General features: G+C 53.5%; 28 protein-coding genes and 2 tRNA genes. 21 read left to right on the top strand and 9 right to left on the bottom strand.

Translation table 11 applies throughout. The features are described from left to right. Positions 1–14: 14 nt before the first annotated feature. Entirely contained in the window at positions 15–1001 is a 987-nt protein-coding gene (gene kdsD, locus ACQG22_RS20965; RefSeq protein ID WP_029883390.1) for an arabinose-5-phosphate isomerase KdsD, read from the bottom strand. Between the two features lie 13 nt (positions 1002–1014). Further along, the gene (locus ACQG22_RS20960) at positions 1015–1992 is read right to left on the bottom strand and encodes a calcium/sodium antiporter (protein ID WP_102752146.1); all 978 of its coding nucleotides are present in this window, start codon (positions 1990–1992) and stop codon (positions 1015–1017) included. Between the two features lie 228 nt (positions 1993–2220). Here ACQG22_RS20960 and mlaF point away from each other — a divergent pair, with 228 nt between their 5' ends. From mlaF to murA, 7 genes are all read left to right on the top strand, one after another. After that, the gene (mlaF, locus tag ACQG22_RS20955; protein WP_020687352.1) at positions 2221–3033 is read left to right on the top strand and encodes a phospholipid ABC transporter ATP-binding protein MlaF; all 813 of its coding nucleotides are present in this window, start codon (positions 2221–2223) and stop codon (positions 3031–3033) included. Between the two features lie 7 nt (positions 3034–3040). Beyond that, positions 3041–3823 (top strand): lipid asymmetry maintenance ABC transporter permease subunit MlaE, encoded by a 783-nt coding sequence (mlaE, locus tag ACQG22_RS20950; protein WP_010436044.1) that lies wholly within the window; start codon positions 3041–3043, stop codon positions 3821–3823. 4 nt (positions 3824–3827) lie between these two features. Further along, positions 3828–4376: an outer membrane lipid asymmetry maintenance protein MlaD gene (mlaD, locus tag ACQG22_RS20945; protein WP_013098934.1), complete on the top strand. Its 549-nt coding sequence runs from the start codon at positions 3828–3830 to the stop codon at positions 4374–4376. 18 nt (positions 4377–4394) lie between these two features. After that, positions 4395–5030 carry a phospholipid-binding protein MlaC gene (mlaC, locus tag ACQG22_RS20940; RefSeq protein WP_013098933.1) on the top strand — a complete coding sequence of 212 codons (636 nt, stop codon included), beginning with the start codon at positions 4395–4397 and terminating at the stop codon, positions 5028–5030. Next, on the top strand, positions 5030–5323 hold the full coding sequence (gene mlaB / locus ACQG22_RS20935; protein WP_013098932.1) for a lipid asymmetry maintenance protein MlaB: 294 nt from the start codon (positions 5030–5032) through the stop codon (positions 5321–5323). Before mlaC ends, mlaB begins: the two co-directional genes overlap by 1 nt. Before the next feature lie 126 nt (positions 5324–5449). Next, the gene (ibaG, locus tag ACQG22_RS20930) at positions 5450–5704 is read left to right on the top strand and encodes a BolA family iron metabolism protein IbaG (protein ID WP_008501458.1); all 255 of its coding nucleotides are present in this window, start codon (positions 5450–5452) and stop codon (positions 5702–5704) included. Positions 5705–5754: 50 nt separating this feature from the next. Continuing rightward, positions 5755–7014 (top strand): UDP-N-acetylglucosamine 1-carboxyvinyltransferase, encoded by a 1260-nt coding sequence (murA, locus tag ACQG22_RS20925; RefSeq protein WP_013098931.1) that lies wholly within the window; start codon positions 5755–5757, stop codon positions 7012–7014. Between the two features lie 63 nt (positions 7015–7077). Here the strand turns inward: murA and sfsB are convergent, their stop codons facing one another. Together sfsB and ispB are read right to left on the bottom strand one after the other, a co-directional pair. Beyond that, on the bottom strand, positions 7078–7365 hold the full coding sequence (sfsB, locus tag ACQG22_RS20920; RefSeq protein ID WP_038983629.1) for a DNA-binding transcriptional regulator SfsB: 288 nt from the start codon (positions 7363–7365) through the stop codon (positions 7078–7080). A gap of 228 nt (positions 7366–7593) precedes the next feature. Then, a complete protein-coding gene (gene ispB, locus ACQG22_RS20915) occupies positions 7594–8565 on the bottom strand; it encodes an octaprenyl diphosphate synthase (RefSeq protein ID WP_013098929.1) in 972 nt (323 codons plus the stop codon). Between the two features lie 257 nt (positions 8566–8822). Here ispB and rplU point away from each other — a divergent pair, with 257 nt between their 5' ends. The 4 genes from rplU to cgtA all read left to right on the top strand — a co-directional run bounded on the left by rplU (position 8823) and on the right by cgtA (position 11651). Then, on the top strand, positions 8823–9134 hold the full coding sequence (gene rplU, locus ACQG22_RS20910; protein ID WP_003025032.1) for a 50S ribosomal protein L21: 312 nt from the start codon (positions 8823–8825) through the stop codon (positions 9132–9134). Between the two features lie 19 nt (positions 9135–9153). Continuing rightward, positions 9154–9411 (top strand): 50S ribosomal protein L27, encoded by a 258-nt coding sequence (gene rpmA, locus ACQG22_RS20905; protein ID WP_004385076.1) that lies wholly within the window; start codon positions 9154–9156, stop codon positions 9409–9411. Positions 9412–9507: 96 nt separating this feature from the next. Beyond that, positions 9508–10482: a DMT family transporter gene (locus tag ACQG22_RS20900; RefSeq protein WP_013098928.1), complete on the top strand. Its 975-nt coding sequence runs from the start codon at positions 9508–9510 to the stop codon at positions 10480–10482. Next, a complete protein-coding gene (gene cgtA, locus ACQG22_RS20895) occupies positions 10479–11651 on the top strand; it encodes an Obg family GTPase CgtA (protein ID WP_013098927.1) in 1173 nt (390 codons plus the stop codon). The genes ACQG22_RS20900 and cgtA overlap by 4 nt, the downstream gene beginning before the upstream one ends. A 37-nt stretch (positions 11652–11688) precedes the next feature. On the opposite strand, the gene pmrB is transcribed toward cgtA, so the two are convergent. The 3 genes from pmrB to dacB are packed head-to-tail and all read right to left on the bottom strand — an operon-like array spanning position 11689 to position 14827. Beyond that, on the bottom strand, positions 11689–12732 hold the full coding sequence (gene pmrB / locus ACQG22_RS20890; RefSeq protein WP_029883388.1) for a two-component system sensor histidine kinase PmrB: 1044 nt from the start codon (positions 12730–12732) through the stop codon (positions 11689–11691). After that, a complete protein-coding gene (gene pmrA / locus ACQG22_RS20885; RefSeq protein WP_013098925.1) occupies positions 12729–13391 on the bottom strand; it encodes a two-component system response regulator PmrA in 663 nt (220 codons plus the stop codon). Before pmrA ends, pmrB begins: the two co-directional genes overlap by 4 nt. Positions 13392–13393: 2 nt before the next feature. Then, the gene (gene dacB, locus ACQG22_RS20880; protein ID WP_023622305.1) at positions 13394–14827 is read right to left on the bottom strand and encodes a serine-type D-Ala-D-Ala carboxypeptidase; all 1434 of its coding nucleotides are present in this window, start codon (positions 14825–14827) and stop codon (positions 13394–13396) included. Between the two features lie 227 nt (positions 14828–15054). On the opposite strand from dacB, the gene greA reads away from it, so the two are divergent. Then, complete coding sequence (greA, locus tag ACQG22_RS20875) at positions 15055–15531, top strand: transcription elongation factor GreA (protein ID WP_013098923.1); 477 nt, start codon at positions 15055–15057, stop codon at positions 15529–15531. A 151-nt stretch (positions 15532–15682) separates the two neighbouring features. On the opposite strand, the gene yhbY is transcribed toward greA, so the two are convergent. After that, positions 15683–15976, bottom strand: coding sequence for a ribosome assembly RNA-binding protein YhbY (gene yhbY, locus ACQG22_RS20870; protein ID WP_014833438.1), 294 nt, complete (start codon positions 15974–15976; stop codon positions 15683–15685). A gap of 127 nt (positions 15977–16103) precedes the next feature. Between yhbY and rlmE the strand changes: the two genes are divergently transcribed. The 6 genes from rlmE to ACQG22_RS20840 all read left to right on the top strand — a co-directional run bounded on the left by rlmE (position 16104) and on the right by ACQG22_RS20840 (position 21696). Further along, positions 16104–16730 (top strand): 23S rRNA (uridine(2552)-2'-O)-methyltransferase RlmE, encoded by a 627-nt coding sequence (rlmE, locus tag ACQG22_RS20865; protein ID WP_003861812.1) that lies wholly within the window; start codon positions 16104–16106, stop codon positions 16728–16730. 102 nt (positions 16731–16832) lie between these two features. Beyond that, entirely contained in the window at positions 16833–18767 is a 1935-nt protein-coding gene (gene ftsH, locus ACQG22_RS20860) for an ATP-dependent zinc metalloprotease FtsH (protein ID WP_013098921.1), read from the top strand. 98 nt (positions 18768–18865) lie between these two features. Next, positions 18866–19714: a dihydropteroate synthase gene (gene folP / locus ACQG22_RS20855; protein WP_020687345.1), complete on the top strand. Its 849-nt coding sequence runs from the start codon at positions 18866–18868 to the stop codon at positions 19712–19714. Beyond that, complete coding sequence (glmM, locus tag ACQG22_RS20850; RefSeq protein WP_013098919.1) at positions 19707–21044, top strand: phosphoglucosamine mutase; 1338 nt, start codon at positions 19707–19709, stop codon at positions 21042–21044. The genes folP and glmM overlap by 8 nt, the downstream gene beginning before the upstream one ends. Before the next feature lie 223 nt (positions 21045–21267). After that, positions 21268–21600, top strand: a complete 333-nt coding sequence (secG, locus tag ACQG22_RS20845) for a preprotein translocase subunit SecG (RefSeq protein WP_003861803.1) — start codon at positions 21268–21270, stop codon at positions 21598–21600. 9 nt (positions 21601–21609) lie between these two features. Then, positions 21610–21696: transfer RNA gene (locus tag ACQG22_RS20840), tRNA-Leu, on the top strand. A gap of 182 nt (positions 21697–21878) precedes the next feature. Here the strand turns inward: ACQG22_RS20840 and argG are convergent. After that, a complete protein-coding gene (gene argG, locus ACQG22_RS20835) occupies positions 21879–23225 on the bottom strand; it encodes an argininosuccinate synthase (protein ID WP_102752150.1) in 1347 nt (448 codons plus the stop codon). 286 nt (positions 23226–23511) lie between these two features. Here argG and ACQG22_RS20830 point away from each other — a divergent pair. From ACQG22_RS20830 to nusA, 3 genes are all read left to right on the top strand, one after another. Then, positions 23512–23588 (top strand) — tRNA-Met (locus tag ACQG22_RS20830). A gap of 207 nt (positions 23589–23795) precedes the next feature. After that, complete coding sequence (rimP, locus tag ACQG22_RS20825) at positions 23796–24248, top strand: ribosome maturation factor RimP (RefSeq protein WP_014833432.1); 453 nt, start codon at positions 23796–23798, stop codon at positions 24246–24248. A 28-nt stretch (positions 24249–24276) separates the two neighbouring features. Continuing rightward, the gene (nusA, locus tag ACQG22_RS20820; protein WP_013098917.1) at positions 24277–25779 is read left to right on the top strand and encodes a transcription termination factor NusA; all 1503 of its coding nucleotides are present in this window, start codon (positions 24277–24279) and stop codon (positions 25777–25779) included. Positions 25780–25789: the final 10 nt, after the last annotated feature.

The following is a 25789-nucleotide window of genomic DNA, read 5'->3' as shown; positions in this document are numbered from 1 at the left end:
TGTCTTATCCTTCATTACACTACGCCTGCGCGCAGCAGATCATGCATATGTACCACACCCAGCAATTGGTCGCCATCGGCAACCATCACTGAGGTGATATGTCGGGACTGCATCAGGTTCAGTACATCCACCGCCAGCGTGCCCGGGCGAACGCGAATCCCGCCGGGCGTCATCACATCGACAATACCCAGCGTGCGAACATCCACGCCCATGTCGAACACGCGACGCAGGTCACCGTCGGTGAAAATCCCTTCGATCTTCATCAGATCGTCACACACCACCGTCATGCCCAGGTTTTTACGGGTGATTTCCAGCAGCGCATCACGCAGGGAGGCCTCTTTACTGACGTGAGGGATTTCATCGCCAGTATGCATAATATCGTTAACCCGCAGCAGCAGTTTCCGACCCAGCGCACCGCCAGGATGGGAAAGCGCGAAATCTTCAGGGGTAAAACCGCGGGCTTCAAGGAGCGCAACGGCAAGCGCGTCGCCCATCACCAGCGCCGCGGTGGTGCTGGATGTTGGCGCGAGACCCAGTGGGCAGGCCTCTTTCGGCACTTTTACGCACAGGTGAATATCCGCCGCACGTGCCATGCTGCTTTCCGGGCGGCTGGTCATGCAAATGAGCGGGACCTGCAGTCGCTTCAGAACCGGTATCAGTGCCAGGATCTCGTTGGACTCCCCGGAGTTTGACAGCGCAATGACGACATCCTGCGGCGTCACCATGCCCAGATCGCCGTGTGCCGCTTCTCCTGGATGTACAAAGAAGGAGGAGGTGCCGGTGCTGGCGAAAGTGGCCGCCATTTTGCGGCCAATGTGGCCGGACTTGCCCATCCCCATTACCACGACTTTACCGGCACAGTAGAACATCTTCTCACAGGCCAGACTAAAATCCTGATTAATGTACTGATCTAACTGCGCCAGACCTTCACGTTCAATCTCCAGAACGTCTTTGCCTGCTTTCTGAAAGTCAAAACCCGGCTGCAATTCTATTTGCGACATAATGCGTTTCCGTTTACCCAGAGAGAAGAGGCGAAAGCCAGTACAGCATCGCCATCCATACGATAAATCCACCCGTCAGCAGCGCGCCTGCGCCTTTGCCGATCTGTCGTTGCCGCCGCCAGCAGAGCAGGGCAAAGATAACGCTTACCAGCAACATCACCCCGTAATCACGTGAGAAGGCCAGCGGGTTAAACGGCCCGGGCGTTATCAGGGCTGGCAGGCCCATGACGATGGCAATATTGAAGATGTTCGAGCCGATAATATTGCCGATGGCGATGTCATCTTCACCTTTACGTGCCCCGGCAATGGCCGTGGCCAGCTCCGGCAGGCTGGTGCCGATGGCGATCACGGTCAGGCCAATGGTCAGTTCGCTCATGGCGAAATAATTCGCCAGTACCGTCGCGTTATCCACGACCATCCGTGTTGCCATGGGCATAATGATCAACGCGACACCCAGCCAGAGCAGTGCAACAGGCAGCGTACCTTCACGCGGTAGCTCGGCGACCTGCTCACGTGTCAGGCTGTCCTGACCCTGTTTTTCCGCCAGGCGGGCAATGTTAACACTATAGAGCAGCCAGATGACCGCCAGCGCCAGCAAGAAAATGCCGTCACTGTAGCTCAGAGCGCCATCGTAAAATACGCATCCTGCCAACAGGCTTACGATCAACATTAGCGGCAATTCCCGGCGCAGAACATCAGAATGCACGCGAAATGGATGGAGCAGCGCGGCCAGGCCCAGAATAAGCAGAATATTGACGATGTTAGAGCCAATCGCGGTGCCAACAGCAAGGTCTATCTGACCATGCAGCGATGCCGTCACAGAGACGATGATTTCAGGCAGGGAGGTTCCAACACTGACCACGGTCATCCCGATGACAACAGGGGGGACGCCAGTGAGGCGGCACAGGATCGATGCAGCAAACACCAAACGGTCAGCACTGTAGACCACCAAAAGTAAACCAATTATTAACAGTGCTGTTGCTAAAAGCATCAAAAGTCCTTTCTTCAGGTATACTCGCCGGTCCACCGCGCGGGAATTGTTAGCGCTGCATACAGCCTAAGACGTAACGAATTCCTAATTTTGACTTTATGCGCCGGAAAAGTAAAACAAATGCCAGCTTTCGCTAACCTCTACGGCTAATATTCTGTAAAAATGTGGGGTTTAGGGCTGATTTAAGCTTCACGCTTCGCATGAAGCAGGGTAAGAAAGGAACCGTAAATGAGCCAAACGATGGCGAATTTAGTCGATGTCCGTGGGGTGAGCTTTTCTCGCGGCAACAGATTGATATTTGATGATATTTCGTTGACCGTGCCGCGTGGCAAAATCACAGCCATCATGGGACCGTCCGGGATCGGTAAAACGACCCTGCTGCGACTTATCGGTGGGCAGATCCCACCCGATAGCGGTGAAATCCTCTTCGACGGCGAAAACGTACCGGAGATGTCGCGGTCGCGCCTGTATACTGTGCGCAAGCGGATGAGCATGCTCTTTCAGTCGGGGGCCTTGTTCACCGACATGAACGTCTTTGATAATGTCGCCTATCCGCTGCGCGAGCATACGCAGCTTCCGCCAGAGCTGCTGAAAAGCACGGTAATGATGAAGCTGGAGGCGGTAGGGCTGCGTGGCGCCGCAAAGCTGATGCCGTCAGAGCTGTCTGGTGGCATGGCGCGTCGCGCCGCGCTGGCGAGAGCCATTGCGCTGGAACCCGATTTAATCATGTTCGACGAACCGTTTGTCGGACAGGATCCAATTACGATGGGCGTGCTGGTGAAGCTCATCTCTGAATTGAACAGCGCGCTCGGCGTCACCTGCATTGTGGTGTCTCACGATGTGCCGGAAGTGTTGAGTATTGCCGACTATGCCTACATTGTGGCAGACAAAAGGATCGTCGCGCACGGCAGCGCCCAGGCGTTGCAGGAAAACTGCGATCCGCGAGTACGGCAGTTCCTCGACGGTATTGCGGATGGGCCTGTGCCGTTCCGCTACCCTGCGGGCGACTATCGTGACGATTTATTGGGAATAGGGAGTTAAGCCACTCATGCTGTTAAATGCGTTGGCCGCTCTTGGACACCGTGGCATAAAAACCATCAGGACGTTCGGGCGCGCCGGATTGATGTTGTTCAACGCGCTGGTCGGCAAGCCGGAGTTCCGCAAGCACGCGCCTTTACTGGTACGGCAACTCTATAACGTCGGCGTGCTGTCGATGCTCATCATCATTGTGTCCGGTCTGTTTATCGGCATGGTGCTGGGGCTGCAGGGCTACCTTGTGCTGACGACCTACAGCGCGGAAACCAGCCTCGGCATGCTGGTGGCGCTTTCGCTGCTGCGTGAACTGGGGCCGGTGGTGGCGGCACTGCTGTTTGCCGGACGCGCGGGGTCGGCACTCACCGCAGAGATTGGTCTGATGCGTGCCACCGAGCAGCTTTCCAGTATGGAAATGATGGCGGTCGATCCGTTGCGGCGTGTTATCTCACCCCGTTTCTGGGCAGGGGTTATCTCCTTACCGTTGCTGACTATCCTGTTTGTGGCCGTCGGTATCTGGGGCGGTTCGCTGGTGGGCGTTCACTGGAAAGGGATTGATGCCGGTTTCTTCTGGTCTGCCATGCAGGACGCCATCGATCTGCGAATGGATCTGGTTAACTGTTTGATTAAAAGCGTGGTATTTGCCATTACGGTCACCTGGATTGCGTTATTTAATGGTTACGATGCCATCCCGACGTCGGCGGGCATTAGCCGTGCAACTACACGTACTGTCGTACATTCGTCGCTGGCCGTACTGGGTCTGGATTTTGTGCTCACCGCACTGATGTTTGGGAATTGAGTTCATGCAAACGAGAAAAAATGAAATTTGGGTCGGCGTGTTCCTGTTGCTGGCACTGCTTGCCGCACTGTTTATCTGCCTGAGAGCGGCGGATATCACCTCAGTGCGTACCGAACCGACTTATCGCATCTATGCCACTTTCGACAATATCGGAGGGCTGAAGGCGCGCTCTCCTGTGCGTATTGGCGGTGTGGTTATTGGCCGTGTGGCTGACATTACGCTTGATGAAAAAACCTATCTGCCGCGCGTGGCGATGGATATTGAAGAGCGTTACAACCATATCCCGGATACCAGCTCGCTTTCTATCCGCACCTCCGGCCTGCTGGGCGAACAATATCTGGCACTGAACGTTGGCTTTGAAGATCCTGAGCTTGGAACGACTATCCTTAAAGACGGTAGCGTGATCCAGGATACCAAGTCCGCGATGGTGCTGGAGGACATGATTGGTCAGTTCCTTTACAACAGTAAGGGAGATGATAAAAAGTCCGATGCTGCCCCTGCGCAGACTGAAGATCATACCAACGTCGCACCGACACCTGGCACGACGAATTAATATCAGGAGAAGTCATTCATGTTTAAACGACTGTTAATGGTTGCCATGCTGGTTATTGCCCCTCTCACGGCAGCACACGCCGCGGATCAGAGCAACCCGTACAAACTGATGGACGAAGCCGCGAAGAAAACCTTCGATCGTCTTAAAAACGAACAGCCTAAAATTCGTTCTAATCCTGATTATCTGCGTGACGTGGTCGATCAGGAGCTGCTGCCGTATGTGCAGATCAAATATGCCGGTGCGTTGGTGCTGGGGCGTTATTACAAAGACGCTACCCCTGCGCAGCGTGAAGCCTACTTTGCTGCCTTCCGTGAATACCTGAAACAGGCTTACGGCCAGGCGCTGGCGATGTACCACGGCCAGACCTACCAGATTGCACCGGAACAGCCGCTGGGTGATGCCACCATAGTGCCTATTCGCGTCACGATCATCGATCCTAACGGTCGTCCACCGGTTCGCCTGGATTTCCAGTGGCGAAAAAACAGCCAGACCGGCAACTGGCAGGCGTATGACATGATCGCCGAAGGGGTGAGCATGATCACGACTAAACAGAATGAGTGGAGCGACCTGCTGCGTACTAAAGGCATTGATGGCCTGACCGCCCAGCTGCAGTCTATCTCTCGCCAGAAAATCACCCTGGATGAGAAGAAGTAATGTCGCAGCAACTGAGCTGGTCGCGTGAGGGCGAAACATTAAAGCTGTCCGGTGAACTCGATCAGGATCTGCTCAACCCGTTATGGGATAAACGCCATGACGCCATGCAGGGCGTTACGCTGATCGATTTGAGCGGTGTCACGCGGGTAGATACGGCTGGGGTGGCGCTGCTTGCCCACCTCATTGCCGTGGGGAAAAAGCAGGGGGCAACTGTGACGCTTCACGGGGCCAGCGATAATGTCGTCACCCTGGCGCAGCTCTACAATCTTCCTCAGGACGTACTGCCGCATTAATATTTTCAGTGCGTTACTTCTGAAAGCCCTGACAGTTTCATCGTCGGGGCTTTTTGCTTGTTTAAGACGACGCCACTTTGCTCTAAGATGTTGGGCTTGTTTTCACTATCAGATGATTAAGAACCCATGGAAAATCATGAAATCCAGACAGTGCTGATGAATGCACTCTCCCTTCAGGAAGCCCACGTCACAGGCGATGGCAGTCACTTCCAGGTTATTGCTGTGGGTGAGATGTTCGACGGTATGAGCCGTGTGAAGAAACAGCAGGCTGTGTACGCGCCGCTGATGGAATATATTGCGGATAACCGCATCCACGCCCTGTCGATTAAAGCGTTCACCCCGCAAGAGTGGGCACGCGATCGCAAACTAAACGGTTTTTGAGCTGAGGGCGATGCGCCCGCAGCACGGTTGAATTTATAAGAGAGCACACCATGGATAAATTTCGTGTACAGGGGCCGACGCGCCTCCAGGGCGAAGTCACAATTTCTGGCGCGAAAAACGCCGCGCTGCCGATCCTCTTTGCTGCGCTGCTCGCGGAAGAGCCGGTAGAAATTCAGAACGTACCGAAGCTGAAAGATATCGACACCACCATGAAGCTGCTCACCCAGTTGGGGACGAAAGTCGAGCGTAATGGCTCCGTCTGGATCGATGCCAGCAACGTGAACAACTTCTCAGCACCGTACGACCTGGTGAAAACCATGCGTGCATCCATCTGGGCGCTTGGCCCGCTGGTAGCGCGTTTTGGTCAGGGCCAGGTGTCACTGCCTGGTGGTTGCGCCATTGGCGCGCGTCCTGTTGACCTGCATATCTTCGGTCTGGAGAAGCTGGGCGCGGAGATCAAACTGGAAGAAGGTTACGTTAAAGCGTCCGTAAATGGCCGCCTGAAAGGCGCGCACATTGTCATGGATAAAGTGAGCGTTGGCGCAACCGTCACCATTATGTCCGCGGCAACGCTGGCAGAAGGTACCACCATTATCGAAAACGCCGCGCGCGAGCCGGAAATTGTGGATACCGCCAACTTCCTCGTGGCGCTGGGTGCAAAAATCTCTGGCCAGGGTACCGATCGCATCACCATTGAAGGCGTGGAGCGTCTGGGTGGCGGTGTGTATCGCGTTCTGCCAGACCGTATTGAAACCGGGACTTTCCTGGTGGCTGCGGCCATTTCTGGCGGCAAGATTGTTTGCCGTAATGCGCAGCCTGACACCCTGGATGCGGTGCTGGCGAAGCTGCGTGAAGCGGGGGCGGATATCGAAACCGGTGAAGACTGGATCAGCCTTGATATGCACGGTAAACGTCCAAAAGCGGTAACCGTTCGCACGGCACCGCATCCGGCATTCCCGACCGATATGCAGGCTCAGTTCACGCTGCTGAACCTGGTGGCGGAAGGTACCGGTGTGATCACCGAGACTATCTTCGAGAACCGCTTTATGCACGTACCGGAACTGATCCGTATGGGCGCACATGCAGAGATCGAAAGTAACACGGTGATTTGCCACGGTGTTGAGAAGCTCTCCGGTGCGCAGGTTATGGCAACCGATCTGCGTGCGTCTGCGAGCCTGGTATTAGCGGGTTGTATCGCGGAAGGAACGACGGTTGTGGATCGTATCTACCACATCGATCGTGGTTACGAGCGTATTGAAGACAAACTGCGCGCGCTGGGTGCCAATATCGAGCGTGTGAAGGGCGAGTAATCGTTCCGGCAGCCCCCTGCCAGAGATGGCCGGGGGGTTGCTGTTCCTGTCAAAAAAAGCGCGTCAGACCGGTTGCTCTTTCCTGGTTTTTTTCTGGCGAATCATGCGTGTTCTGTCAATAAACTCATGGGTAATGGGATCGTGGTAACGCGAGGGCCAAATGACCCACGGGTGCGTCTCCAGCGCCGATGCAATAATCAATTCACCCTTTGGCCAGGGGCGAGTCAGGGCATTTGCCAGCGTTGATGAGCTCAATCCATTGCGACGTGATTCAGCGGCGAGCGATGTTCCTTTTTTGCGCAGCGCAGCAATAATATCTGCTGAGTGCCAGTCGATAAATTTCATATCCATAAAGCTGTCCTTGTGTTCGTAATCACCCACGTCATTTCTACCGAAACGACGGGGTTACTATACTCATTTTGAACACAGGCTCTAAAAAGTTCGCGTTACTTGAAGGAATATTCAGAATAAGACATGGCTTTATTCATGCGGTCTGTAAGCCGATGATTTTACGCGAATATGGAATTTATAAGAACTTATTGAAATCTCCCCGCGAAGGCCGCGGGGAGAAGCGAGAGGTTAACGATCGCGCTGTACGGCGATGTGGGCAAGGCCGATTAACGCATCGCGCCATGGGCTGTCTGGAATGACCTGCAGTGCCGCGATGGCTTTATCCGCCTCTTCTTCAGCGCGCTGACGCGTCCACTCCAGCGAGCCGCAGATGGCCATTGTTTCCAGTACCGGTTCCAGTAGATGGCGACCATTTCCCTGCTCAATCGCTTCACGGATCATTTTCGCCTGGTCAGCGGATCCGTTGTGCATGGCATGGAGCAGCGGCAGGGTCGGTTTACCTTCGTTGAGGTCATCGCCGACGTTTTTGCCGAGCGTTTCGCCATCAGCACTGTAGTCCAGCAAATCGTCAATCAGCTGGAATGCGGTCCCCAGATAACGGCCGTAGTCCTGCAGCCCTTTTTCCTGCGCAGCAGTACAGCCAGCCAGAATGCCGGAACATTGCGCCGCGGCTTCAAACAGGCGCGCGGTTTTGCTGTAGATTACGCGCATGTAATTTTCTTCGGTGATGTCAGGATCGTTGACGTTCATCAGCTGCAGCACTTCGCCTTCCGCGATCACGTTAACGGCTTCAGACATCACTTCCAGCACTTTCAGAGAGCCGAGGCTGGTCATCATCTGGAAGGCACGGGTATAGATAAAATCACCGACCAGAACGCTGGCTGCGTTGCCGAAGGCGGCGTTTGCCGTGGCTTTGCCACGACGCATGTCTGATTCATCCACAACATCATCATGCAGAAGCGTCGCAGTGTGAATAAATTCGATCAGTGCTGCGATAGTGACATGAGCCTTTCCCTGATAACCCACTGCTCTGGCGGCCAGTATGGCAATCATCGGGCGAATACGTTTACCGCCGCCGCTGACGATGTAATAGCCCAACTGATTGATTAGCTGAACATCAGAGTTGAGTTGTTCCAGGATTGCTGCATTCACACCCGCCATATCTTGCGCGGTTAACTCGTTGATTTTTTCTAAATTCATCGCAAAAGCCGGGCTTTTTATCCTGTTTATCCCATCTTTAATGGGGTAACGAAGGGTTTCGGTTTATCAATAGTATTGCTGATTGTACTGAAAAAACGGCTCAGATAAACGCTACCGTACGTGTTGTGTTTTTTTTCTTCATGTATTGATGGTAGCACTTGTCAAAGGCTCGCGTTTTGCGTAATATTCGCGCCCTATTGTGAATATTTATAGCGCACTCTGATTCATACGAGGATGTGCGCGGAAGCGGAGTTTATATGTACGCGGTTTTCCAAAGTGGTGGTAAACAACACCGAGTAAGCGAAGGTCAGACCGTTCGCCTGGAAAAGCTGGACATCGCAACTGGCGAATCTGTTGAGTTCGCAGAAGTTCTGATGATCGCAAACGGTGAAGAAGTCAAAATCGGCGTTCCTTTCGTTGATGGCGGCGTTATCAAAGCTGAAGTTGTTGCTCACGGTCGTGGCGAGAAAGTTAAAATCGTTAAGTTTCGTCGTCGTAAACACTACCGTAAGCAGCAGGGCCACCGTCAGTGGTTCACTGATGTGAAAATTACTGGCATCAGCGCCTAAGACCTGAGGAGAGATTTAAATGGCACATAAAAAGGCTGGCGGCTCCACACGTAACGGTCGCGATTCAGAAGCTAAACGCCTGGGCGTTAAGCGTTTCGGTGGCGAATCCGTTCTGGCGGGTAGCATCATCGTTCGTCAACGTGGTACCAAATTCCACGCTGGCAACAACGTAGGTTGCGGTCGTGACCACACTCTGTTTGCTAAAGCAGACGGTAAAGTGAAATTTGAAGTTAAAGGCCCGAACAACCGTAAATACATCAGCATCGTTGCTGAGTAAGGTTTTCTCGGTCCGGTAACGGATTAAAGCCCCGCAACCTGTTGCGGGGCTTTTTACATTGGAAACCCGGTAATTTTTTCTGTAGGGAAAACGGGCATGAAGCAGCAGGCCGGCATTGGAATTCTTTTGGCGCTCACAACCGCAATGTGCTGGGGTGCGCTGCCAATTGCAATGAAGCAGGTACTGGAAGTGATGGAACCGCCTACGGTGGTGTTTTATCGCTTTCTGATGGCAAGTATCGGCCTGGGTGCCATCCTTGCTGTTAAAGGCAAGCTTCCGCCCCTGCGTCTCTTCCGTAAACCGCGCTGGCTGGTATTACTGGCTATCGCGACGGGGGGACTGTTTGGCAACTTCATTCTGTTCAGTTCTTCCCTGCAATATCTCAGCCCGACGGCGTCGCAAGTGATTGGTCAACTTTCACCGGTCGGCATGATGGTTGCCAGCGTCGTTATCCTCAAGGAGAAGATGCGCGGTACGCAGATCGTCGGGGCGAGCATGCTGCTATGTGGCCTGGTAATGTTCTTCAATACCAGCCTGATAGAGATTTTTACCCGCCTGACCGATTACACCTGGGGTGTAATCTTCGGTGTGGGGGCAGCAACGGTTTGGGTGAGCTATGGCGTCGCGCAAAAGGTGTTATTGCGTCGTCTTGCCTCACAGCAGATCCTCTTTTTGCTGTACACTTTGTGTACAATAGCATTATTGCCGTTAGCGAAGCCGGGGGTGATCACCCAGCTTAGCGACTGGCAACTGGCGTGCCTCATATTTTGTGGGCTGAATACGCTGGTCGGTTATGGCGCGCTGGCCGAAGCAATGGCGCGCTGGCAGGCAGCACAGGTGAGCGCATTGATTACGCTCACTCCGCTGTTTACGCTGTTATTTTCAGATTTGTTATCAATGGCCTGGCCCGATGTCTTCGTCAGACCGATGCTCAACCTGTTGGGTTATCTCGGTGCGTTTGTCGTGGTTGCGGGCGCGATGTATTCCGCCATTGGTCATCGTCTCTGGGGGCGTTGGCGCAAAAATGAAGCGGTCCCCGCTCAGGCGAATGATTTACGGAGAGTAAAATGAAGTTTGTTGATGAAGCGACGATCCTGGTCGTGGCAGGTGATGGCGGCAACGGTTGCGTAAGCTTCCGCCGTGAAAAATATATTCCTCGTGGTGGCCCTGACGGCGGCGACGGCGGCGACGGCGGTGACGTATGGCTGGAGGCGGATGAGAACCTCAACACGCTGATCGACTACCGTTTCGAAAAATCTTTCCGCGCTGAGCGTGGCCAGAACGGCCAGAGCCGTGACTGTACCGGTAAACGTGGTAAAGACGTCACCATCAAAGTACCGGTGGGTACGCGTGTGATCGATCAGGGTACAGGTGAGACCATGGGCGACATGACCAAACACGGTCAGCGTCTGATGGTTGCAAAAGGGGGGTGGCACGGTCTGGGCAACAGCCGTTTCAAATCTTCCGTCAACCGTACGCCGCGTCAGAAAACAATGGGTACGCCGGGCGATAAGCGCGACCTGCAGCTGGAGCTGATGCTGCTGGCCGATGTGGGGATGCTGGGAATGCCAAACGCTGGTAAATCCACGTTTATTCGCGCCGTCTCTGCCGCTAAGCCAAAAGTGGCGGACTATCCGTTTACCACGCTGGTGCCAAGCCTGGGCGTTGTCCGTATGGATAACGAGAAGAGCTTTGTGGTTGCCGATATCCCGGGTCTGATTGAAGGCGCAGCGGAAGGTGCCGGTCTGGGTATCCGCTTCCTGAAACACCTTGAGCGCTGCCGTGTACTGTTGCACCTTATCGATATCGATCCGATCGACGGGTCCGATCCGGTAGAAAATGCCCGTATCATCGTCGGCGAGCTGGAGAAATACAGCGAGAAACTGGCGAACAAACCGCGCTGGCTGGTCTTTAACAAGATTGACCTGATGGATAAAGCCGAAGCGGAAGCAAAAGCGAAAGCCATTGCTGAAGCGATGGGGTGGGAAGATAAATACTACCTGATCTCTGCGGCAAGCCAGGTTGGCGTGAAAGATCTCTGCTGGGATGTGATGACCTTTATCATCGAGAACCCGGTTGTTCAGGCGGAAGAAGCGAAGCAGCCTGAAAAAGTCGAATTCATGTGGGATGACTACCACCGTCAACAGCTTGAAGAGCTGGAAGCGGAAGAGGAAGACGACTGGGACGACGACTGGGATGAAGACGACGAAGAAGGCGTCGAGTTCATCTACAAGCACTAATGACCCGATAAGGCCCCTGTTGATACAGGGGCTTTTTTTATTCTAACGTTGAAGGCAGCCAGCAGCTGGCAATGAGACCGCCTTCTGCGGCATTCTCCAGCGTCAGCTTTCCGTGGTGAAGCTGCACAATGCGTTGCACGATGCTCAGACCCAGGCCACTGCCACCGTAGCGCTGATCGAGACGACGGAACGGCTCGGTAATTGACTGCCGGTGTGCTTCATCAATACCGGGACCCTGATCGATAACACTAACCCGCGTACCGCCGTCCTGTGCGGTCAATGTCACTGTGATAGTGGTCCCTGCGGGGCTATAGCGCCCGGCATTCTCCAGCAGGTTACGCAGCATGAGTCGCAGAAGCACCGCATCCCCCTGCACCGTTAGCGGACTTTTGGCCGGCCATATCACCGTATGTTCTTTGGCTTCATGCTCAAGGCCAAGCGGGGTGATGATATTGTCTGTCCAGTTTACCGTCTCGTAGTGGCCGCTCGCCATTGCCTGCCCGGCCCGCGCCAGCATCAGCAGCTGTTCAATGGTATGCATGAGTTGATCGATACGGCTGATTAATGCTGAAGCCTGTGGCGAACCTGACTGTGCCATCAGTTCCAGATGCAACCTGATCCCGGCGAGTGGGGTTCGCAGTTCATGCGCGGCATCGGCGGTAAAGAGCCTTTCCTGTTGTATGGTGTGATCAAGCCTGGCGAGCAATTGGTTCAGAGAGGTTGTGACGGCGCCAATCTCTTCCATATCTGAGTACATGGGCAGCGGAGTGAGGTTGTCCGCCGAACGATTCGCCAGACTGGCCCGCAATTGATTCAGCGGGCGAGTTATCCAGGTGACTGCCCAGAAGGAGAAGAGCAGGGTAAAACCGACCATCACCAGGGAAGGGACCAGCAGCGAGGCAATCGCTTCGCGGATCTCTTTTTCGACATGGTTGTTACGTGCCTTTGCAGACAGCGTTTCATTGACCAGAAAGCCAATCTGTTCGCGGCTTTCATGCCACAGCCAAATCACGCTTATCAACTGGAAAAATAACAGGATCACCGCCAGCAAAACCATTAATCGCCGACGCATACTGTTCATTTCTGTCTCTCCAGACGATAACCCACGCCACGAACGGTTTTTATCCGGTCTTTGCCAAGTTTGCGTCGCAAATTGTGAATGTGGACTTCAAGGGTATTTGACCCCGGATCGTCCTGCCAGGAGTAGATATCCTGCTGGAGGGTTTCACGGTGTACCGTCTGCCCGCTACGCATGATCAGACGCGTAAGCAGGGCGAACTCTTTCGGTGTGACCTCAACAGGCAGAGACTGGCACAGCACCTGCTGAGTTTGCAGATTCAGGGTAATATCACCGTCGGTCAGTAAGTTATCACTGTGCCCCTGATAGCGGCGAATTAACGCCCGCACGCGCGCCTGTAGCTCTGCAAGGGCAAACGGCTTCACCAGATAATCATCCGCGCCGGAATCCAGGCCGTTGATACGATCTTCGATGGCATCGCGCGCCGTCAGGATCAACACCGGGTTGTCGACACCGCGACGCCGCCACTGGCTTAACAACGTGGCCCCGTCTTTATCCGGGAGGCCCAGATCGAGGATCACCAGACTATATTCACCGCTCTGGATCAGGGCATCCGCCTCTGCCGCCGTGGCGGCGCAGTCGAGGGCATAGCCTTCATTGGACAGCGCCAGCGCCAGCCCTTCCTGTAATAACAGATCGTCTTCAACTATAAGTAGTTTCATCGCTAGTTATTCTGGTAGATGTCCTTATAAAGCCTGCTTTCGAAGCGCACCAGCGGGATACGGCGATTGCGCTGGTCGGCCGGTTCGACGGCATAGCCGGAAAGATACTGCACGAATGCCAGACGCTGCCCGCTGGCGGTGGTGATGAAGCCTGCAAGGTTGTAAACACCCTGCAGTGAACCTGTTTTGGCTGATACCTTACCGTCCACACCGGCAGCGTGAAGACCGGCCCGGTACTGAAGTGAACCGTCATGCCCGGCAAGTGGCAGCATCGAAATAAAGTTTAGCTCAGTGTCATGTTGTGCAATGTACTGAAGCACTTGCATCATGGTTGCCGGGGAGATCAAATTGTGACGTGATAACCCGGAACCATCGACAGCGATGGTGTTGCCCAGATCGATCCCCGCCTGCTGACGAAGGATCTGACGCACAGCGTCGGAACCCGCACGCCAGGTTCCCGGAACGCCAAAACGCGCGTGACCAATCATGCGGAACACGGTGTCGGCGATCATATTGTCAGACTTCTTCAGCATGATCCTTAGCAAATCGTGCAACGGTGCAGACTGTTTGCTGGCGATAACCGTGCCGGGTTGATTAACCTGCGTCTGGCGGAGCAGGGTACCGGTATAGGTGATCCCAGCCTGTTTCAGTTCGTCCTTGAGAATTGCGCCCGCGTAGCTTGCACCATCCTGGATGGCGAAGGCCAGCGGGAGGGGATCGGCGCGTTGCGTCAGGCACCCGGTAAGCGTGAAGCGGTTAAGGTCGCCGGGCACCACATCCAGTTCGCAATATTGCGCATCCGGGGAGCCTTTTGCCAGCGTTCGGACCTGGCTAAACATGGTGACCGGGTAGTAAGACGCCACGCGAATAAACGCTAAATCGTCCGGTTTTGGCGCGCTGTAAAGCGAAATCGAGAAGCAGTTACGATCAACAATCGCTGCCGATGGCGGTGCGCTAAAGCACTGCGTCATGTCGTTCCACGGCCAGCCCGGCGCTTTATCGTGGCTGGCAAAGATGGAGGTGTCGATCAACACGTTACCATCGATCTTCTGCACGCCAGATTTTTTCAGCACCGCCACCATGTTGCGGATATCCTGACGTTTGAAGGTGGGGTCACCGCCAAAACGGGCAATAAGATCGCCTTTCAGCTCACCGTCTTTAACCTCTCCCCTGGTCTCAAGAGTCGTGGTAAAACGGAAGTCAGGACCAAGCTGAAGCAGGGCAGCGAGCGCAGTGATCACCTTCTGAGTACTGGCAGGCAGCGCCATTTGTTGACTGTGGTAGTCAATCTCAGGTGCCTGCGCGCCGACCTTCTGCACCATCAGAGCAAGGTTGGCCCCGGCAGGGAGCTGATTAATGTATTCATCAACATTCGCGGCCTGAACGCTGAACGTTATACTGGTAGTCAATCCGATGATAAATCTGGAAAATCGCATAATCTCGCGCTAACAACCCGAAAACAAACCGTCATACTACGGTGCATGGCACTGCAAAGTAAACGATGACCCATAGTGAACTTCGCGGTAAAATACGTATCAAATTGAAAATTGCTGCTGACCTGGGGCGTTGCTCCCGGGTCGGTTTTCTTTTTGCTTCTGGCCCGCTCATGAGGGCCGGGGCAGGGAACACTGCTCCCAACAGGAATGTTTAAGAGGTATAACAAATGCAAGCTATTCCGATGACCTTACGTGGTGCCGAAAAACTGCGCGAAGAGCTGGATTTCCTGAAATCTGTTCGTCGCCCTGAAATCATCGCCGCTATCGCGGAAGCGCGTGAGCATGGCGACCTGAAAGAGAACGCTGAATACCACGCGGCGCGTGAGCAGCAGGGTTTCTGTGAAGGGCGTATTAAAGATATCGAAGCTAAGCTGTCCAATGCGCAGGTTATCGATATCACCAAAATGCCAAACAATGGGCGTGTGATCTTTGGTTCAACCGTTAGCGTGCTGAACCTGGACACTGACGAAGAGCAGACTTACCGCATCGTGGGTGACGATGAAGCAGACTTCAAACAGAACCTGATTTCAGTGAACTCACCGATTGCTCGCGGCCTGATTGGCAAAGAGCAGGACGATGTCGTGACCATCCGTACCCCGGGTGGCGAAGTGGAATACGAAATTATTAAGGTTGAGTACCTGTAATTCGCCTCTCCACGAAGATGTTGATACATTGTAAAGAAAGGAAAAAGGCCGCATAGCGGCCTTTTATCAACTCAAGGAGCATGGCATTTTGCTCACCTGCTGACAGAAATCCCTCGTTTTACACAGAAAATGTGTTTAATTCAGGATATCCTTAGCGTGGCAGCGAGATTTTACGCTCTTTAGTTGGGCGATAGAGCACCAGCGTTTTACCGATGACCTGCACGTTACAGGCACCGGTTTCGCGCACGATGGCTTCCACGATCAAGTTCTTCGTGTCTCTGTCTTCAGAGGCAATTTTCACCTTGATCAGCTCGTGGTGTTCCAGCGCTTGTTCAATCTCGGCAAGCACCCCTTCGGTCAAACCATTGTTGCCAAGCATGACTACAGGCTTGAGCGGATGTGCCAGACCTTTAAGGTGCTGTTTTTGTTTAGTACTCAGATTCATCGTATATTTTTGCTTACGTTGGGATTGAAAACGGTTCATTCTACCGCCATCTCCCTTATATCGCCAAATAGCTGCGTAGAAATTTACGTCACAGGCAAGCAACGATGAACCAGGACGGAAATGTTAAATGACAGGTAAAAAGCGTTCTGCCAGCTCCAGCCGCTGGCTTCAGGAACACTTTAGCGATAAATATGTTCAACAGGCACAGAAAAAGGGGTTGCGTTCCCGTGCCTGGTTTAAACTTGATGAAATACAGCAAAGTGACAAACTTTTTAAGCCGGGGATGACGGTGGTTGACCTCGGTGCGGCACCTGGCGGATGGTCGCAGTATGCGGTAACGCAGATTGGCGGCACGGGCCGCATCATCGCATGCGATCTTTTACCAATGGATCCCATCGTTGGTGTCGACTTCCTTCAGGGCGACTTTCGTGATGAATTAGTGCTGAAAGCGTTACTTGATCGTGTTGGTGACAGTAAGGTCCAGGTTGTCATGTCGGATATGGCACCAAATATGTGTGGAACACCGGCGGTGGATATCCCCCGCGCCATGTATCTGGTGGAGCTAGCGTTAGAAATGTGTCGTGATGTACTAGCGCCTGGTGGTAGTTTTGTTGTGAAGGTGTTTCAGGGCGAAGGTTTCGAGGAGTATCTTAAGGAAATTCGCTCCCTGTTTGCGAAGGTTAAAGTTCGTAAGCCGGACTCTTCCCGGGCCCGTTCCCGTGAAGTGTATATTGTAGCGACCGGGCGAAAATGATAACCGGTAGATTTCAGACGAAAGTTTGAATGACACTGGATATAGAGTATCCTGACGCTGTTTTTAACACAGTTGTAATATGAGGTTAATCCCTTGAGTGACATGGCGAAAAACCTAATACTCTGGCTGGTCATTGCCGTTGTGCTGATGTCAGTATTCCAGAGCTTTGGGCCCAGCGAGTCGAATGGCCGCAAGGTGGATTATTCTACCTTCCTGCAGGAGGTCAATCAGGACCAGGTTCGCGAAGCGCGTATCAACGGACGTGAGATCAACGTTACCAAGAAAGATAGTAACCGTTACACGACTTACATCCCGGTGAACGATCCTAAGCTGCTTGATAACCTTCTGACTAAAAACGTCAAGGTGGTAGGTGAGCCGCCAGAAGAACCGAGCCTGCTGGCTTCTATCTTCATCTCCTGGTTCCCGATGCTGCTTCTTATCGGCGTCTGGATCTTCTTTATGCGCCAGATGCAGGGCGGCGGTGGCAAAGGTGCCATGTCGTTCGGTAAGAGCAAGGCGCGTATGTTGACGGAAGATCAGATCAAAACCACGTTTGCAGACGTCGCCGGTTGTGACGAAGCAAAAGAAGAGGTGGGTGAACTGGTTGAATACCTGCGCGAGCCGAGCCGTTTCCAGAAGCTGGGCGGTAAGATCCCGAAAGGCGTCCTGATGGTCGGCCCTCCGGGTACCGGTAAGACCCTGCTGGCGAAAGCCATCGCGGGTGAAGCGAAGGTACCGTTCTTTACTATTTCAGGTTCTGACTTCGTAGAAATGTTCGTGGGTGTCGGTGCATCTCGTGTGCGTGACATGTTCGAGCAGGCTAAAAAGGCAGCACCGTGCATTATCTTCATCGATGAAATCGACGCCGTGGGCCGCCAGCGTGGCGCTGGTCTGGGCGGTGGTCACGATGAACGTGAGCAGACCCTGAACCAGATGCTGGTTGAGATGGACGGCTTCGAAGGTAACGAGGGTATTATCGTTATCGCGGCAACTAACCGTCCGGACGTTCTTGACCCTGCGCTGCTGCGTCCAGGCCGTTTCGACCGTCAGGTTGTGGTCGGTCTGCCGGATGTTCGTGGTCGTGAACAGATTCTGAAAGTGCACATGCGTCGCGTACCGCTGGCGCCAGATATCGACGCGGCAATCATTGCGCGCGGTACTCCGGGCTTCTCCGGTGCGGACCTGGCTAACCTGGTCAACGAAGCTGCACTGTTTGCCGCTCGCGGTAACAAACGTGTAGTGTCGATGGTGGAATTCGAAAAAGCGAAAGACAAAATCATGATGGGTGCGGAACGTCGCTCCATGGTGATGACGGAAGCGCAAAAAGAGTCCACAGCATACCACGAAGCGGGCCACGCGATTATCGGTCGCCTGGTGCCGGAACACGATCCGGTGCATAAAGTGACGATCATTCCGCGCGGTCGTGCGCTGGGTGTAACCTTCTTCCTGCCTGAAGGCGACGCGATCAGCGCCAGCCGTCAGAAGCTGGAAAGCCAGATTTCAACCCTGTACGGCGGTCGTCTGGCGGAAGAGATTATCTACGGTCCGGAACATGTTTCTACCGGTGCGTCCAACGATATTAAAGTGGCGACAAACCTGGCGCGTAACATGGTGACTCAGTGGGGCTTCTCCGACAAACTCGGTCCACTGCTCTATGCAGAGGAAGAGGGCGAAGTATTCCTGGGCCGTTCTGTGGCGAAAGCGAAACATATGTCTGATGAAACGGCTCGTATCATCGACCAGGAAGTGAAAGCGCTGATTGAACGTAACTACGGTCGCGCACGTCAGATCCTGAACGACAATATGGACATCCTGCATTCGATGAAAGATGCGCTCATGAAATATGAGACTATCGATGCTCCGCAGATTGACGACCTGATGGCTCGCCGCGAAGTGCGTCCGCCAGCAGGCTGGGAAGACCCAGGCGCTTCCAACAATTCTGACAACAATGGCACCCCGCGTGCGCCGCGTCCGGTTGATGAACCGCGTACGCCGAACCCGGGTAACACCATGTCAGAACAGTTGGGCGACAAGTAAGTCACTGCTGTTGGCGAGTGTGTCTGTACCTCAAACCCTGGAGCTTGCTCCGGGGTTTTTCTTTTCTGTTTAACCACATTAATACCAGGGATTTAGCCATGAAACTTTTCGCCCAGGACTCGCATCTCGATCTCTCACATCCGCATGTGATGGGTATCCTGAATGTTACCCCTGACTCCTTCTCAGATGGCGGTACGCATAACACGCTTATTGAGGCGGTTAAGCACGCCAATCTGATGATCAACGCGGGGGCAACCATCATTGACGTTGGCGGTGAGTCGACGCGTCCGGGGGCGGCAGAGGTTTCAGTGGAGGAAGAGCTGGCGCGTGTGGTCCCGGTGGTTGAAGCCATCGCACAACGTTTTGAGGTGTGGATATCCGTGGACACGTCTAAGCCAGAGGTGATTCGTGAAGTGGCGCGAGTGGGTGCTCACATCATCAATGATATCCGCTCTCTGACCGAGCCGGGGGCGATTGAAGCGGCTGCGGAAACCGGGCTGCCGGTTTGTCTGATGCATATGCAGGGAAAACCGAAAACGATGCAGGATGCGCCTAAGTATGAGGATGTCTTTGCAGATGTGAATCGCTTCTTTATTGAGCATATTGCACGCTGTGAGCGTGCAGGTATCGCAAAAGAGAAATTGCTGCTCGACCCGGGGTTCGGTTTCGGTAAAAATCTCTCCCACAATTATGCGTTGCTTGCGCGCCTGTCAGAGTTTCATCATTTCGGCCTGCCGTTGCTGGTTGGCATGTCGAGAAAGTCGATGATTGGGCAGTTGCTGAATGTCGGGCCGAGTGAGCGCCTGAGCGGCAGTCTGGCCTGCGCGGTGATTGCAGCAATGCAAGGCGCGCATATTATCCGTGTCCATGATGTTAAAGAAACAGTAGAAGCCATGCGTGTGGTGGAAGCCACACTGGCAGCGAAGGAAAAGAAACGCTATGAGTAATCGTAAATATTTTGGTACCGATGGTATCCGTGGGCGCGTAGGCGATGCTCCAATCACCCCTGATTTTGTGCTTAAGCTTGGTTGGGCTGCTGGCAAGGTTCTGGCGCGTCATGGCTCGCGTAAGATCATCATTGGCAAAGACACCCGCATTTCCGGCTATATGCTGGAGTCCGCACTGGAAGCCGGTCTCGCCGCTGCCGGGCTTTCAGCATCCTTTACTGGCCCAATGCCAACACCTGCTGTCGCCTATCTGACGCGTACCTTCCGCGCGGAAGCCGGCATCGTGATTTCAGCCTCACATAACCCGTTCTATGATAACGGTATCAAGTTCTTCTCCATTGATGGCACCAAGCTGCCGGATGATGTGGAAGAGGCGATCGAAGCCGAAATGGAAAAAGAGATCACCTGTGTTGATTCCGCTGAGCTGGGCAAAGCAAACCGTATTGTCGATGCGGCTGGCCGTTACATTGAATTCTGCAAAGGCACCTTCCCGAACGAGCTAAGCCTGGCTCACCTCAAAATTGTGGTGGACTGTGCAAACGGTGCGACGTATCACATTGCGCCGAATGTTTTCCGCGAGCTGGGGGCGAAGGTGATCACCATTGGCTGTGAGCCTGATGGTCTGAACATTAACGAACAGGTTGGTGCGACGGACGTTCGTGCCCTGCAGGCACGCGTGCTGGCAGAAAAAGCGGACCTGGGTATTGCCCTGGACGGCGACGGCGACCGTGTGATCATGGTTGACCACGAAGGGAACAAGGTCGATGGCGACCAGATCCTCTACATTATTGCGCGTGAAGGTCTGCGTCAGGGACAGCTGCGCGGCGGTGCGGTTGGCACGCTGATGAGCAACATGGGTCTGGAGCTGGCATTGAAACAGCTGGGGATCCCGTTTGTTCGAGCGAAGGTGGGTGACCGCTACGTGCTGGAAAAACTGCAGGAGAAAGGCTGGCGCATTGGCGCTGAAAACTCCGGCCATGTGATCCTGCTCGACAAAACCACCACCGGTGACGGCATTGTGGCAGCGCTTCAGGTTGTTGCCGCGATGGCACGTAACCATATGAGCCTGCACGATCTGTGCAGCGGCATGAAAATGTTCCCGCAGATCCTTGTGAACGTGCGCTTCACCGCAGGCAAAGGCGATCCGCTGGAAAATGATAACGTCAAAGCGGTGATGGCAGACGTTGAAGCTGCGCTTGGCAACCGTGGGCGTGTCCTGCTGCGTAAGTCAGGTACTGAACCGCTGATCCGCGTGATGGTGGAAGGCGAAGACGAAGCGCAGGTGACTGAATTTGCGCACCGTATTGCAGATGCTGTAAAAGCTGCATAACTTTTCACAATAAGTGTTTAAAAAGGCGGCGCTTGCCGCCTTAGTTTTAAGCATTTTGTGGCTTTTTGCTGTTTTTTTCTGCAGTTGATACAATGCGTCAAAATTGCCCTTGCGAAGGTCATTCGCTTTGGTTAGTATTCACACCCGCTTCAGTGGGAAACAAAAATCCTGCTAATTGGTCGAAGCATTGGTATGCGGCAAATCCGCAAGGAACAGGTTGATTATGTACGAAGCTCTTTTAGTTATTTTCCTTATTGTAGCCATCGCTCTCGTAGCGCTGATTATGCTGCAGCAAGGTAAAGGTGCTGATATGGGAGCCTCCTTCGGAGCAGGCGCTTCCGGTACGCTGTTCGGTTCAAGTGGTTCTGCGAACTTCATGACCCGTACCACAGCGATTCTGGCTACGCTGTTCTTCATCATCAGCCTTGTGCTTGGCAATATCAACAGCAACAAGACCAGCAAAGGAAGCGAGTGGGAAAACCTGAGCGCGCCAGCGAAAACTGAGCAGACTCAGCCAGCTGCACCGGCTAAGCCAACCAGCGATATCCCGCAGTAAGTATTCCGTACCGAGGTGGTGGAATTGGTAGACACGCTACCTTGAGGTGGTAGTGCCCTAACGGGCTTGTGGGTTCGAGTCCCATCCTCGGTACCAATATTCCAGAAAAAAGACGTCGAAAGACGTCTTTTTTTTCGTCTGTATTCTGTGGATCTGATCTTTTGTAGGGCGGGTAAGCGCAGCGCCACCCGCCATTGCCCGGTGGCGCTGCGCTTACCGGGCCTACGAAGGCTATAAAAAAGGCGCCTGTTGGGCGCCTTTTGGATGTCTTCTCTCGATTACTTCTTATCGCTGTGCTCCAGGTTTTCAACCTGCGGCAGGCCGTTACCGGAACTGGCTGACAGCAGGCCATTCTCAACGTAGTTGAACAGCTTCTCACGGGTATCAGTGATATCCAGATTACGCATGGTCAGTTGACCGATACGGTCATCAGGCGAGAATACGGATTCACCTTTTTCCATGGTCAGACGTTCTGCTTTGTAGGTCAGGTTGTCAGACACAGTGTTCAGAATGGAGTAGTCATTCCCGCGACGCAGTTCCAGAGTGACTTCGCCAGTGATAGCGCTTGCCACCCAACGCTGCAGGGCATCACGCAGCATCAGTGCCTGTGGATCGAACCAGCGGCCCTGATACAGCAGTCTACCCAACTGACGGCCATGGGAGTGATACTGCTCGATGGTATCTTCGTTGTGAATGCCGGTCAGCAGACGCTCATAGGCAATATGCAGCAGCGCCATCCCCGGGGCTTCATAGATGCCACGGCTTTTCGCTTCGATGATACGGTTTTCGATCTGATCGCTCATACCCAGGCCGTGACGACCGCCGATGCGGTTCGCTTCCAGCATCAGTTCCACATCATCAGAGAAGGTCTTGCCGTTCAGAGCAACCGGGTGGCCACGCTCGAAACGCACGGTCACTTCTTCTGCCGGGATTTTGACGCTTTCATCCCAGAATTTCACGCCCATGATTGGGTTAACGATTTTCACGCTGGAGTTCAGGAACTCCAGATCTTTTGCTTCGTGCGTTGCGCCCAGCATGTTGGAGTCAGTGGAGTAGGCTTTTTCGACGGACATTTTATAGTCGAAGCCGCAGGCGATCATAAATTCAGACATTTCATGACGGCCGCCCAGCTCATCGATAAAATCGGTGTCCAGCCACGGTTTGTAAATCTGCAGCTCGGCGTTGGTCAGCAGGCCATAACGATAGAAACGTTCAATATCGTTACCTTTATAAGTACTGCCGTCACCCCAGATGTTCACGCCATCTTCTTTCATGGCGGCAACCAGCATGGTGCCGGTCACGGCACGGCCCAGTGGGGTGGTGTTGAAATAGGTCAGACCGCCGGTGGTATTATGGAACGCGCCACACTGGATAGCGGCAATACCTTCGGCGACCAGCTGCTTACGACAATCAATCAGACGTGCGTTCTCTGCGCCATACTCTTTAGCACGACGAGGAATGGCATCATAGTCGTCCTCATCCGGCTGACCCAGGTTCGCAGTATATGCATACGGAACCGCTCCCTTTTGGCGCATCCACAGCAGTGCAGCGCTGGTATCCAGGCCGCCTGAAAAAGCGATGCCAATACGTTGTCCTACCGGAAGATGCTTGAGAATCGTCGTCATAAAATAAAACCCTGCGTGATTGACTGATTAGAGACCGCTTTCGCTCTCGATGCATGTTTATGCAAAATAAGTGAGTATTCATTTAATCATCTTTTGTCGATGACCGGAAGAGACTCGTGCGTTTTTTGTAAAAATTTCCCTCCGTATTCCCTGGCGGAAACTGAGTTGACAGATGGGGCTCACTATCAATATACTAAACGCCGGTTTTACGTCCCGTCTTCGGTACCAAATCCCAGCATTATTTGCAAATTCTGTCCAAAACGCGTAGAATTTGCCACGTTTCAGGCGCGGGGTGGAGCAGCCTGGTAGCTCGTCGGGCTCATAACCCGAAGGTCGTCGGTTCAAATCCGGCCCCCGCAACCACTTTCCCATAAAGTCATTTTTCAAATATACTGTGAAGACTCAGAGCCTTCGTAGCTGGATTTGAAAAAATTCTTTCGGAGAGTGCTCCAGGCCACAGTTGTGGCTATAGGGTTCAGTTATCTAAAGCCCCGATTTATCGGGGTTTTTTGTTATCTGACTACAGAATAACTGGGCTTTACGCCCTTTTTTTATGTCTTGGGGGTGGGCTTGTCCACATTAGAGCAAAAATTAACAGAGATGATTACTGCACCGGTCGAAGCACTGGGCTACGAACTGGTCGGCATCGAATTCGTTCGCGGCCGCACATCGACGCTGCGCATCTATATTGATAGTGAAGATGGCATCAATGTTGATGATTGTGCTGATGTTAGCCACCAGGTGAGTGCGGTTCTTGATGTTGAAGACCCAATTACCGTTGCGTACAACCTGGAAGTTTCCTCACCTGGCCTCGATCGCCCGATGTTCACGGCCGAGCACTATGTGCGCTTTACCGGTGAAGAAGTGGCTCTCGTTCTGCGTATGGCCGTACAGAACCGCCGTAAATGGCAGGGAATTATCAAAGCCGTTGATGGTGAAATGATCACGGTAACAGTCGAAGGCAAAGATGAAGTGTTCGCGCTGAGTAATATCCAGAAGGCGAACCTGGTTCCCCACTTTTAACAGTCTGGATTGAGGTGAAAAGCCCGCGATGAACAAAGAAATTTTGGCTGTTGTTGAAGCCGTCTCCAACGAGAAATCACTGCCGCGTGAAAAGATTTTCGAAGCGCTGGAAAGTGCACTGGCTACAGCAACCAAGAAAAAATACGAACAAGAGATCGATGTTCGCGTAGAAATCGATCGTAAAAGCGGTGACTTCGATACATTCCGTCGTTGGGTAATCGTTGAAGAAGTGACCCAGCCAACTAAAGAGATCACCCTGGAAGCAGCGCGTTTTGAAGACGAAAGCCTGAACGTTGGTGACTATGTTGAAGATCAGATTGAATCTGTGACCTTCGACCGTATCACCACCCAGACCGCAAAACAGGTTATCGTGCAGAAAGTTCGCGAAGCCGAGCGTGCGCTGGTTGTCGATCAGTTCCGCGATCAGGAAGGCGAAATCATCACTGGCGTGGTGAAGAAAGTGAACCGCGACAACATCTCTCTGGAGATCAAATCCGAAGGGATGCCGGGCAACGCTGAAGCTGTGATTCTCCGTGAAGACATGCTGCCGCGTGAAAACTTCCGCCCTGGCGACCGTATCCGTGGTGTGCTGTATGCCGTTCGCCCTGAAGCGCGTGGTGCACAGCTGTTCGTGACCCGTTCTAAACCAGAAATGCTGGTTGAACTGTTCCGTATCGAAGTGCCGGAAATCGGCGAAGAAGTTATCGAAATTAAAGCGGCGGCTCGCGATCCGGGCTCCCGTGCGAAAATTGCGGTGAAAACCAACGACAAGCGTATCGACCCGGTCGGTGCTTGCGTCGGTATGCGTGGTGCGCGTGTTCAGGCGGTCTCTACCGAGCTGGGCGGCGAACGTATCGATATCGTTCTGTGGGATGACAACCCGGCGCAGTTCGTGATCAACGCAATGGCTCCGGCGGATGTGGCGTCTATCGTTGTTGACGAAGACAAACACACCATGGATATCGCTGTTGAAGCGGGTAACCTGGCGCAGGCAATCGGCCGTAACGGTCAGAACGTACGCCTGGCGTCACAGCTGAGCGGCTGGGAACTCAACGTGATGACCGTTGATGACCTGCAGGCCAAGCATCAGGCTGAAGCCCATGCGGCGATCGATACCTTCACGAAATACCTGGACATTGACGAAGAGTTCGCCACGGTTCTGGTAGAAGAAGGTTTCTCTACGCTGGAAGAACTGGCCTATGTGCCAATGAAAGAGCTGCTGGAAATTGACGGTCTGGATGAACCAACCGTTGAAGCCCTGCGTGAACGCGCTAAAAACGCACTGACCACCCTGGCACTGGCTCAGGAAGAAAGCCTTGGCGATAAAAAGCCGGCTGATGACCTGCTGAATCTGGAAGGTCTTGATCGTGCGATTGCGTTCAAGCTGGCTGCCCGTGGTGTTTGTACGCTGGAAGATCTCGCTGAGCAAGGCGTTGATGACCTGGCTGATATCGAAGGTTTAACCGACGAGAAAGCCGGCGAACTCATCATGGCCGCACGTAATATTTGCTGGTTCGGCGACGAAGCGTAATAAACTGTAG

Source organism: Enterobacter cloacae complex sp. 309I3 (genome assembly GCF_050031595.1).
GTDB classification, from domain to species: Bacteria; Pseudomonadota; Gammaproteobacteria; order Enterobacterales; family Enterobacteriaceae; genus Enterobacter; species Enterobacter cloacae.
Note: the sequence above shows the minus strand (reverse complement) of the source record. Positions and strands in the feature narration are given on the sequence as shown.